The following is an 11,074-nucleotide window of genomic DNA, read 5'->3' on the forward strand; positions in this document are numbered from 1 at the left end:
CGCCGCGGCCGGGTACGACCCGGCCGCCGCGACGAACGTGATGCCCGCCACCGGCCCCGACGCCCAGGGCGGCCCGCAGGGGCCGCACCCGTGGCAGAGCCAGTTGCAGGCGGCGCGCGACCGCAACGAGCAGACGCAGGTGCAGCCCCTGGACCCGTCCCAGGACCCGCTGCGCCACCGGCCGCACCGCCGGCAGGGGCCCCAGCAGGGGCAGGGCCAGGGCGGACAGGCGCCGTACGGGGGCGCGCCCGCGCCGTACGCGCAGCAGCCCCAGCAGCAGTACCGGCAGCCTCAGCAGTCACAGCAGCAATACCGGCAGCCCCAGCAGCAGCAGTACCGGCCGCAGCCGCCGCCCCAGCAGTACGCGGCCCCGCCGCAGCAGTACGCGCCGCCCCAGCAGCCCGCCCCGCGCCCCCCGCGCGAACCGCGGGCGCCCCGGCAGCGCAGCGCCAACCCGATGCACATCCCGGGCCTCGGCTGCCTCAAGGGCTGCCTGGTCGTCCTCGTCGTGCTCTTCGTGGCGGGCTGGCTCGTGTGGGACCTGACGCCGCTGCAGGGCTGGATCGCCGACGGCAAGAGCTACTGGAGCGCGATCGGCGACGGCATCTCCAAGGTGTCGGGCTGGATCTCGGACCTCGGCGGATCCGGCAAGTGACCGTCGGCGTGCTGTGCCGGTCCTCCCGGCACGGCACGGTGGCGTGATCCTTTCGCACGGCGGCGCACGCCGACGCACCGCGCCGCCCGCCACGCCACCGCGCGCCGCGGTGAGGCGCCGTCCGGCGCCGGGCCCCGCGCCGAGGCGCCGCACGGACCGCGGCGGCGTACGCACGGCCCTCCGGCACCTCCGGGCAACCCGTTCCCGCCAGAGGGTGCCGCCGCCTCCGGTGGTGGGCGCAGGTCCTTTTCGGCCGCGGGGCGACCTTTCCGGCCGTATCGCGGCGACCCTGTAGCTATGTCGACTTCTGAGGGGTGATTTCGTCCCCGGAAGTGAAGGTTGCCGTCCTCCTGGGCACGGAACACCCCGAAAGCCGCGTACTTTGAGGGTCGACCGAGGGGCAACGCCCGCCGCTGAGGGAGCAGTCTTGGCACGGAATATCGGCAGCCGGTACACCGCCACCCAGATCCTGGGCCGCGGCAGCGCCGGCACGGTGTGGCTCGGCGAAGGACCCGAGGGTCCCGTCGCCGTCAAACTGCTGCGGGACGATCTCGCGGCGGACCAGGAGCTGGTCGGACGCTTCGTGCAGGAGCGCACCGCCCTGCTCGGGCTGGACCACCCGCACGTGGTCGCCGTGCGCGACCTCGTCGTGGACGGCAACGACCTGGCACTCGTCATGCGGCTCGTCCGCGGCACCGACCTGCGCACGCGCCTCGACCGGGAGCGCCGTCTCGCGCCCGAGGCGGCCGTCGCGATCGTCGCGGACGTCGCCGAGGGCCTCGCCGCCGCGCACGCGGCGGGCGTGGTCCACCGGGACGTCAAGCCCGAGAACATCCTGCTCGACATGGAAGGCCGCGTCGGACCCGGCGGCGCCCACCCCGCGCTCATCACCGACTTCGGCGTCGCCAAGCTCATCGACACCCCGAGCCGCACGAAGACCACCCGCATCATCGGCACGCCCGACTACCTTGCGCCGGAGATCGTGGAGGGCCTGCCGCCGCGCGCCGCCGTCGACATCTACGCCCTCGCGACGGTCCTGTACGAGCTCCTCGCCGGCTTCACGCCGTTCGGCGGGGGCCACCCCGGCGCCGTGCTGCGCCGGCACGTCACCGAGACCGTCGTGCCGCTGCCCGGCATCCCCGAGGAGCTCTGGCAGCTCCTCGTGCAGTGCCTGGCCAAGGCGCCCGCCTCCCGGCTGCGCGCCTCGGAGCTCGCCGCACGGCTCCACGAGGTGCTGCCGCTGCTCTCGGGCATCCCGCCGCTCGACGTCGACGAGCCGGGCAGCGAGCACCCCGAGGACGGGGCGGAGCACACCGCGGCGGACGGGGACCCGGCGGGCGTCGGTCCGGAGTCGGGCGAACCGCGCCGGCGCGGGGTCGTGCCGCTCGTGCCCGGCGCCACCCCCGACTCCAACCGCGACACGCACACCAGCATGCGCGTTCCGGCCCCCGACGAGCTGGCGGGCGGCGCGCGCGGCACGGCCCGCGCCCCGCGCGCACCGGGTGCGCCGCGCCCCGGGTCCGCCCGTCACCACAAGACGGCCGTGCGCAAGCGCCGCATCACGCTCGGTGTCGGCGCGGGCGTGCTGGTCGTCGCCCTCGGCGTCGGCGGCTGGCTCGCGACCGGCGACAACGGCAGTCCCCAGGACTCGAAGCAGACGACGCGGCCGGCCCACTGACCTGCCGGGGGACCCCCGCCGCGGCCCCGCCGCGCGCGGGGGAGCGCCCCACGGCCGGGAAGGGGTGTCCCGGCCACCGGTTACGCTTGGACGCGTGGCAGTCGTGGATGTATCCGAAGAGTTGAAGTCCCTCTCCTCGACCATGGAGTCGATCGAGGCCGTTCTGGACCTCGACAAGAAGAGGGCAGACATCGCTGTTCTTGAGGAGCAGGCCGCGGCGCCGTCCCTGTGGGACGACCCCGAGGCGGCTCAGAAGATCACCAGCAGGCTCTCGCACCTGCAGTCCGAGGTCCGCAGGACCGAGGCGCTGCGCGGCCGCATCGACGACCTCGAGGTGATGTTCGAGCTGGCCGAGGACGAGGGCGACGCCGAGGCGCGCGCCGAGGCCGAGACCGAGCTCGATTCCGTGCGCAAGGCGCTGGACGAGATGGAGGTCCGCACCCTCCTGTCCGGCGAGTACGACGAGCGCGAGGCGCTCGTCAACGTGCGCGCCGAGGCGGGCGGCGTCGACGCCGCGGACTTCGCCGAGCAGCTCCAGCGCATGTACCTGCGCTGGGCCGAGCGCCACGGGTACAGCACGGAGGTCTACGAGACCTCGTACGCCGAAGAGGCCGGCATCAAGTCGTCCACCTTCGTCGTGAAGGCGCCCTACGCCTACGGCACGCTCTCCGTCGAGCAGGGCACCCACCGCCTCGTGCGCATCTCGCCCTTCGACAACCAGGGCCGCCGCCAGACGTCGTTCGCCGGCGTCGAGGTGCTGCCGGTCGTCGAGCAGAGCGACCACGTCGAGATCGACGAGTCCGAGCTGCGCGTCGACGTCTACCGCGCCTCGGGCCCCGGCGGCCAGGGCGTGAACACCACGGACTCGGCCGTCCGCATCACCCACCTCCCGACCGGGATCGTCGTCTCCTGCCAGAACGAGCGCTCGCAGATCCAGAACAAGGCGAGCGCCATGAACGTCCTCCAGGCGAAGCTGCTCGAGCGCCGCCGCCAGGAGGAGCAGGCCAAGATGGACGCCCTCAAGGGCGACGGCGGCAATTCCTGGGGCAACCAGATGCGTTCGTACGTCCTGCACCCCTACCAGATGGTCAAGGACCTGCGCACGGGCCACGAGGTGGGCAACCCGCAGGGCGTGCTCGACGGCGAGATCGACGGGTTCCTCGAGGCCGGTATTCGCTGGCGCAAGCAGCAGGAGCAGTAGATCTCGCTTGGTCGACAGCGCTGACATGGTCGACAGTGCTGACGCCGTCCGCCGTCGGCGCGAGCACGGAACTGCACCACAGCACAGCACCAAGGAACGGAACGGAACTGCCGCCGCGAAGGCGGCAGTTCCATTTCATGTCACAGTTATGTCTGGACGTCTCGGACAACTGACGCTTCCCCGCCCATCACGCGCGCAACGCCCTTGACGCGTATATGGAAAGTCGTAAGGCTGGCGCCTGGCATGCGTATTTCCGGGGCGCGTTTGACCGGGGGACGGACGCAACGCACGTACTCCCCGCGGCCGCTGCTCCGGGCGCTGCGCCCATGACGACTGAATTCACTGGGGGTACCAAGCAGATGATCAAGAAGACGCGTGTCCGCGTGGCGCGCATCGCCGCCGGCGCGGTGATAGTGGCCGGCGCGTCGCTGACAGCCGCGGGGGCCGCGCAGGCCGCCGGGCTCGTCACCGAGACGCCCGCGATGGCCCACACCGATGGCGACGGCTCGACGACCGGCGGGCTCCTCGGCGGCGTCACCGCGGGTGAGGACAACGGCGGTACCGGTGACAACGGTGGCACCACCGACGACGGCGGTACCGGCGACAACGGTGGCACCGGCGACAACGGCGGTACCGGTGACAACGGCGGGGACGACTCGACCGGTGGGCTGATCGGCAGCCTCATCGGCGGCTCCGACGACGGCGGTACCGGCGACAACGGTGGCACTGGCGACAACGGTGGCACTGGCGACAACGGCGGCACTGGCGACAACGGTGGCACTGGCGACAACGGCGGTACCGGTGACAACGGTGGCACGGGCGACAACGGCGGTACCGGCGACAACGGTGGCACCGGCGACAACGGTGGCACTGGCGACAACGGTGGCACGGGTGACAACGGTGGCACGGGTGACAACGGCGGTACCGGCACCAACGGCGGCGGCGGTTCCTCGACCACCGGTGGCGGCTCGTCCACGACCGGCGGCGGCTCCTCGACCACGGGTGGCGGCTCCTCGACCACCGGTGGTGGCTCGTCCACGACCGGCGGTGGCTCCTCCAGCACCGGCGGCAGCAGCACCGGCGGCTCCAGCGCGACCGGCGGCTCCGGATCCACCGGTGACGTCAGCACCTGCACCGTGGACCTCGACAGCGTGAACTGCGCGGACAACACGAGCCCGGACAGCGTGGGCAACCAGCCGGTCGAGCAGAGCGCCGGCACCTCGCAGCTCGCCGAGACGGGTTCCGGGGACACCACGTTCCTGATCCTGGGTGCGGCGACCATGATCGCCGGTGGCGTGGGCTTCCGCTTCCTGCCGCGCCTGGCGGGCCGGAACACCGCCGCCTGATCACCTCGCGACCGGCACGTCCGGTCCTACGCGGAAGGGCCCGGGCGCCGCAGCGCCCGGGCCCTTCCCGTCGTGTGTGCGGACCGTGACGGCCCCGGGGCCGTCAGGCCGTCTGGTTGACCGCCACCAGGGCCACCGCGGCCATCAGCAGGACCAGGACCGTCAGGACCGCCGCCAGGCTCAGGCCGGCGAAGGGGCCGCTCTGCTGCAGGCGCTCCCGGCTGGCGCGGCACACGGCGCACCTGCCCTCGCTGACGGGTCCCGCGCAGTTGGCGCACACCAGTCTGTCGTAGGTCATGCGCTCTCCTCCTCACCGCGCGGCGGAGCCGCTCGTGTCTACCTCTCCGCGCAACGCTCGGGGGAACGCATCCGTTCCCCCTTCCCACTCTGCCAGTTTCCGGCGGCCTCGGCGCGCCCGAGGGCACTCTCGCGCCATTCCATCTGATTCGTGAACGTGCGGGAAGTCGCGTCATCCCCGACAATTCGCCCAACAAGGAACGCCGACTGCGCGGGCCCAGCCGGTTCGCGTAAGGTCACGCTCACCTACTCCCGGCCGACCGTGGTGCATCGTGATCCGATTCGACAACGTCTCCAAGAGCTACCCGAAACAGAACCGCCCCGCCCTGCGTGACGTCTCCCTGGAGATCGAGAAGGGGGAGTTCGTCTTCCTGGTCGGTTCGTCCGGTTCCGGAAAGTCGACCTTCCTGCGCCTCGTGCTGAGGGAGGAGCGGGCCAGCCACGGCATGGTCCACGTCCTCGGCAAGGACCTCGCGCGCCTGTCCAACTGGAAGGTGCCGCAGATGCGGCGGCAGCTCGGGACCGTGTTCCAGGACTTCCGCCTGCTGCCCAACAAGACCGTCGCGCAGAACGTGGCGTTCGCGCAGGAGGTCATCGGCCGCTCCCGCGGCGAGACCCGCAAGTCCGTGCCCCAGGTGCTGGATCTCGTGGGCCTCGGCGGCAAGGAGGACCGCATGCCGGGCGAGTTGTCGGGTGGTGAGCAGCAGCGCGTCGCCATCGCGCGCGCGTTCGTCAACCGGCCCATGCTGCTGATCGCGGACGAGCCCACGGGCAACCTCGACCCGCAGACGTCGGTCGGCATCATGAAGCTGCTCGACCGGATCAACCGCACCGGAACCACCGTGGTGATGGCCACCCACGACCAGAACATCGTCGACCAGATGCGCAAGCGTGTCATCGAGCTGGAGAAGGGCCGCCTGGTCCGCGACCAGGTCCGCGGCGTCTACGGCTACCAGCACTGACCCGCCGGCGCCGGTCGGGCGCGGCGCGGCCCCGCCCGACCGGTGCGCGAAGCACCGAGGCATCACAGCTGAAAGGACGCCATGCGCGCCCAGTTCGTCCTGTCGGAGATCGGCGTAGGTCTCCGCCGCAACCTCACGATGACCTTCGCGGTCGTCGTCTCCGTCGCCCTGTCGCTCGCCCTCTTCGGCGGAGCGCTGCTCATGCGTGAGCAGGTCGGCACGATGAAGGACTACTGGTACGACAAGGTCAACGTCTCGATCTTCCTGTGCAACAAGGCGGACGCGACCAACGACCCCGCGTGCACCAAGGGTGCCGTCACGGACCAGGAGAAGGCCTCGATCCAGGCCGACCTGGACAAGATGGGCATCATCGAGCACGTCTACCACGAGGACGCCGACCAGGCGTACAAGCACTACCAGGAGCAGTACGGCAAGACGGCGTTCGCCTCCTCCATCACGCCGGACCAGATGGAGGAGTCCTACCGGGTCAAGCTCAAGGACCCGCAGAAGTACAAGGTGATCGCCACGGCGTTCTCCGGCCGCGACGGCGTGCAGTCCGTGCAGGACCAGCGCTCCATCCTGGAGAACCTCTTCTCCCTGATGAACGGCATGAACATCGCCGCGCTGTGCGTGATGGCGCTGATGCTGGTCATCGCGCTGATGCTGATCGTCAACACCGTGCGGGTGTCGGCGTTCAGCAGGAGACGCGAGACCGGGATCATGCGACTCGTCGGCGCGTCGAGCTTCTACATCCAGCTGCCGTTCATCATGGAGGCCGCGTTCGCCGGGCTGATCGGCGGCGTGGTCGCGTGCGTCATGCTGATGACCGGCCGCTACTTCCTCATCGACGGCGGGCTCGACCTCCAGCAGAAGATGCAGCTGGTCAAGTTCATCGGCTGGGACGCGGTGCTCTCCAAGCTGCCGCTGGTACTGGCGATCGGCCTGCTGATGCCCGCGGTTGCCGCGTTCGTGGCGTTGCGCAAGTACCTCAGGGTGTGACGAGTACCCCCCGTGGTTCTTGGGCCAAGGCCCGGTGTCCGGCCGGACGTTGTCCTAGACTCTGGCGCCATGCCGGGATCGCCCGTACCGCGCCCCAGGCCCCGCGGCTTCAGCCGCGGGGCCGCCCTGACGTTGGTCTTCGCGGCCGTGCTGGGCACCGCCGCCGCCACGGACTGCCTGCCGCGCACGGGTGAGTCCGAGCACCACGGGGCCCCTGCCCGCGCGGCGGCGCCCCGGCCCGGCGGGACGCTCGACGCCGCCGCGGTCGCCGGGGCCGCCGAGCGTGCCACGGCCCGCGGCGAGTCGGGCACCGACGCCGCGCAGCAGGTCGTCAGCCGCAGCGGCGACCGCTGGAGCGCCGTCTACGACCGGGGCGAGTACGAGGAGTTCGAGCAGGCCCTCGACGGCGCGTACACCGGCGTGGGCGTGGGCGCCCGGCGCACCGCGGACGGCCTCGTCGAGATCACCCGGGTGCAGCGCGGCGGCCCGGCGCAGCGGGCGGGCGTGCGGCCCGGGGACGACGTGCGCACGGTGGACGGCCGCCCCATAGCGGGGCTGCCCGTCACGGAGGTCCTGGGTCTGCTGCGCGGGGACCGGCCCGGCCGCGCCGCGGCCCGCCCCGGCAGCACGGTGGCGCTCGGCCTCGAACGCGACGGCCGGCGCACCACGCGCACCCTGCGCAGGGCCCGCCTGACCGTGTCCTCGGTGTCCGTCGAGCCGCTGCCCGGGGGCGCGCGGCGCATCGCCGTCGACTCGTTCACCAAGGGGACCGGCGCACGGGTGCGGCAGGCGGTCCGCGACGCGGCGCCGGGCGCCGGCATCGTGCTCGACCTGCGCGGCAACGACGGCGGCCTGCTGTCCGAGGCGGTCACGGCCGCCTCCGCGTTCCTCGACGGCGGCCTCGTCGGCACGTACGACGTGAAAGGCAGGCAGCACGCGTTGTACGCCCAGCGGGGCGGGGACCGGCGCCGGCCGGTCGTGGTCCTGGTCGACGGCGGCACGATGAGCGCGGCGGAGCTGCTCACCGGGGCCCTGCAGGACCGGGGCAGGGCGGTGGTGGTCGGTTCCAGGACGTTCGGCAAGGGCTCGATCCAGATGCCGACGAAGCTCGGGGGCGGGTCCGTCGCCGAGCTGACCGTGGGGCACTACAGGACACCCTCGGGGCACGCCGTGGACGGCCGGGGCATCGTGCCCGACGTGGCGGGCGGCGCCGACCCCCAGCAGCGCGCGGAGACCGTCCTGACGGGCGTCGGCGAAGGCGCCTGACCGGGGCCTTCGCGCCGCCGCTCCCCGGGGTCCGCCCGCGGCGGGGCGCCGGGGCGGCGGGCGGCCGGCTCCGTGCGCGGGCGCACCGCGTCCAGGACGTAAAGGGGTTGCGCCGGAGTGCGAAAATGGCGGGACTATGGCTAAGGAAACCGGGCGCAAGATGATTGCGCAGAACAAGAAGGCCCGGCACGACTACCTCATTCTCGACACCTACGAGTCGGGTCTCGTCCTGACGGGCACCGAGGTGAAGTCGCTGCGCATGGGGAGGGCGTCGCTGGTCGACGGCTTCGTGCAGATCGACGGCCACGAGGCCTGGCTGCACAACGTGCACGTGCCCGAGTACAGCCAGGGCACCTGGACGAACCACTCCGCGCGGCGCAAGCGCAAGCTGCTGATGCACCGGGCCGAGATCGACAAGCTGGAGTCCAAGGTGCAGGAGACGGGGCACACGATCGTGCCCATCGCCCTGTACTTCAAGGACGGCCGGGCCAAGGTCGAGATCGCGCTGGCCAAGGGCAAGCGGGAGTACGACAAGCGGCAGACGCTGCGGGAGAAGCAGGACCGCAGGGAGACCGAGCGCGCCGTCTCCGCGGTGCGCAGGCGCCAGCAGTCCTGACGCCGGCGGGCGTCCGCGCCCGCCCCGCGGGTCCACGGGTGGGCCGTGCAGGGGAATACGCTGGCACGGTGCGACGTTGATCCCGTACGATGGGCTACGCACCACACCGTGCGCGGCTTGATCGGCGCACATTTGAAAAATCAACATGGGGATGATCGGTTTCGACAGCGGCTGTCGAAGCAGGGGAAGCGAGCCGAGGAAGCGGCAATGATCTCGTAAACCATATGTCGCAAACAATAATCGCCAATTCTAAGCGCGATTCCTCCGCCTTCGCCCTTGCTGCCTAATTAGCAGCTAGCGAAGACTCCGCGGAGTGTCAGCCCGGGGGTGTTCCCGACCCGGATCCTGGCATCAGCTAGGGGACTAAACCTGTAGGCCCGGTCACGGGGTCTGCAGGGAAATCAAACAGTGACTGAGCCCGTCGGAGACTTGTCCACGTGATCTCCGGGGCCGAGAAAATCGCAGTGGACTGCGCTCGGAGAAGCCCTGATTCCGCACCGTTGGACGCGGGTTCGATTCCCGCCATCTCCACAGGAAAAAGCAAAGGCGCCACGGCCCGCACCATGCGGGGCGTGGCGCCTTTGTCGTTGTTCCCGGCGCTGCCTGTGCCGCATGGCGGCGGGCGATTATGTCGTCGACCGGATGGCCACCACTTCCTTTTGATGCGAACCCGGTTACCGGGCCACCGGCGCCGCGGACGCAATTCCCTCCGCCTGTCCGTGTGGTTCCGAACGCCTCCTCATCGAGTGATCGCCGGTGGTGCGCGGCAACGCCGGAAAACGAGAAGCCGACCCCTCTACCGGAAATCACCCGCTGGAGGGAAAACGGACCACCTCGCGGCCCCGTGATGCCGGCTGTGAGGGAAACGTGCCGCGCCGAGGCGTGACCCGGTGCCGGGCCGGTGCCTGGAGTCGTGCCCGCATCGCATCGCCGAAAATGACAAAAAGGCCAAAGATCGCACATCGGGCACATCCGAAGGGCTTGCTCGTCGCGCGGGGCTGGGTCGAGAGGCCCGATCGATGCCACCGAGCCATGAATTTTCCAGCGATGTCGGACACCGGTGCGACACCCCCGGTTCACCGCCCGTCGCTCTGTGCATCCACTGTCCCGGCCGTAAAACGCCACGCCAGAGCGGGTGCGGACACGGAAAACGGAATGGTCTGAACCATTCTTCAAGGGCTCTGCGATCTCCGTAATCCCCCTACACGGACGCGGGGGAATCTCGCAAGCGGAAGTACGGGCGTCTGTGCTGTGCGCTACATTCATGGCCCGGGTGCAGAGGGTAGGGGGCGCTCGGTTCGGGTGGGGGCCCGGCCGACGGCATTCCGGTGTTCCATTCGCGCGCCCTGAAACATTGAGTGGGGGAAGTGCGAAGCAGTGGAAAAATGGCGAGAAGACGCCCGGTCCGGGCGTACGCATGAACCGGTCGACATCACCGTCGAACTCGACGGCCTCGGCAGGCAGCTTTCCGAATTGCCCGGCGCGGCGAGCGTTCCGGAAAAGCCCGGAGCCGAAAACGGCACAGCTCCCGGGAAGAAAACCCCGGGTCCCGTGTTCGTCGACGCCAGCGGCCGCAGGAGCAAGAAACTCCGGCGCGTGGGGTGGGGAGTGGCCGTGCTCTGCGCGGCCTACGCGGTCACGCTGATCGCGGCACTGGTCGGTGGCGGTTCCACGGCACCGCTTTTGAACATACCCGGCGTCCCCGGCCTCGCCGACAAGGGAAAGCCGGCGCAGAAGGTGAAGACGGACCCGTCCGCGAGCCCTGCCGCCTCGGACCCGGTCGGCCCGACCGGTCCCGTCCCGTCCGTGACGGACGCCGACGGCAATCTCGTCCCGAACCCCGGCACGGGAGCCGCGGACGTCTCCGACGGGAAGCCCGCCGGACACGGCGTCGCGGCCTCCGGCGCCGCGCACTCCCCGGCGGGCGGCAAGACCGCCGCGTCGAGCGGCACGGCGGGCGCCGGCAAGGCCGGCACCACCGGCGGCAGCACCACCCCGCGCTCGGGCGGCGCCGCAGCCGGCTCCCCCGCGACCGGCGGCGGTACGGGCACGAC

At 71.2% G+C, this 11,074-nt stretch carries 8 protein-coding genes, 1 other RNA gene and 2 pseudogenes; 10 read left to right on the forward strand and 1 reads right to left on the reverse strand.

Annotated elements, in window-relative coordinates; all coding sequences use genetic code 11:
• The 4 genes and pseudogenes from L1885_RS15615 to L1885_RS15630 all read left to right on the forward strand — a co-directional run.
• Positions 1 to 655: pseudogene (locus L1885_RS15615) on the forward strand (serine/threonine protein kinase); the annotation flags it as partial.
• 427 nt (positions 656 to 1,082) lie between these two features.
• Positions 1,083 to 2,333, forward strand: a complete 1,251-nt coding sequence (locus L1885_RS15620; protein ID WP_235797723.1) for a serine/threonine-protein kinase — start codon at positions 1,083 to 1,085, stop codon at positions 2,331 to 2,333.
• Between the two features lie 94 nt (positions 2,334 to 2,427).
• Positions 2,428 to 3,534 carry a peptide chain release factor 2 gene (prfB, locus tag L1885_RS15625; protein ID WP_235797724.1) on the forward strand — a complete coding sequence of 369 codons (1,107 nt, stop codon included), beginning with the start codon at positions 2,428 to 2,430 and terminating at the stop codon, positions 3,532 to 3,534.
• Positions 3,535 to 3,860: 326 nt separating this feature from the next.
• Positions 3,861 to 4,880 (forward strand): hypothetical protein, encoded by a 1,020-nt coding sequence (locus L1885_RS15630; protein WP_308117330.1) that lies wholly within the window; start codon positions 3,861 to 3,863, stop codon positions 4,878 to 4,880.
• 103 nt (positions 4,881 to 4,983) lie between these two features.
• Here the strand turns inward: L1885_RS15630 and L1885_RS15635 are convergent, their stop codons facing one another.
• Positions 4,984 to 5,178 (reverse strand): hypothetical protein, encoded by a 195-nt coding sequence (locus tag L1885_RS15635; protein ID WP_235797725.1) that lies wholly within the window; start codon positions 5,176 to 5,178, stop codon positions 4,984 to 4,986.
• 271 nt (positions 5,179 to 5,449) lie between these two features.
• Here L1885_RS15635 and ftsE point away from each other — a divergent pair, with 271 nt between their 5' ends.
• The 6 genes and pseudogenes from ftsE to L1885_RS15665 form a co-directional block, all read left to right on the forward strand.
• Entirely contained in the window at positions 5,450 to 6,139 is a 690-nt protein-coding gene (ftsE, locus tag L1885_RS15640) for a cell division ATP-binding protein FtsE (protein WP_235797726.1), read from the forward strand.
• An 81-nt stretch (positions 6,140 to 6,220) separates the two neighbouring features.
• The gene (gene ftsX, locus L1885_RS15645; RefSeq protein WP_235797727.1) at positions 6,221 to 7,138 is read left to right on the forward strand and encodes a permease-like cell division protein FtsX; all 918 of its coding nucleotides are present in this window, start codon (positions 6,221 to 6,223) and stop codon (positions 7,136 to 7,138) included.
• A 69-nt stretch (positions 7,139 to 7,207) separates the two neighbouring features.
• Positions 7,208 to 8,404, forward strand: coding sequence for a S41 family peptidase (locus L1885_RS15650; protein WP_235797728.1), 1,197 nt, complete (start codon positions 7,208 to 7,210; stop codon positions 8,402 to 8,404).
• 136 nt (positions 8,405 to 8,540) lie between these two features.
• Positions 8,541 to 9,020, forward strand: a complete 480-nt coding sequence (smpB, locus tag L1885_RS15655) for an SsrA-binding protein SmpB (protein ID WP_235797729.1) — start codon at positions 8,541 to 8,543, stop codon at positions 9,018 to 9,020.
• Between the two features lie 147 nt (positions 9,021 to 9,167).
• Positions 9,168 to 9,554: a transfer-messenger RNA gene (gene ssrA, locus L1885_RS15660) on the forward strand.
• A 1,062-nt stretch (positions 9,555 to 10,616) separates the two neighbouring features.
• Positions 10,617 to 11,074: pseudogene (locus L1885_RS15665) on the forward strand (hypothetical protein); the annotation flags it as partial.

The organism is Streptomyces fuscigenes (assembly GCF_021556455.1).
GTDB classification, from domain to species: domain Bacteria; phylum Actinomycetota; class Actinomycetes; order Streptomycetales; family Streptomycetaceae; genus Streptomyces; species Streptomyces fuscigenes.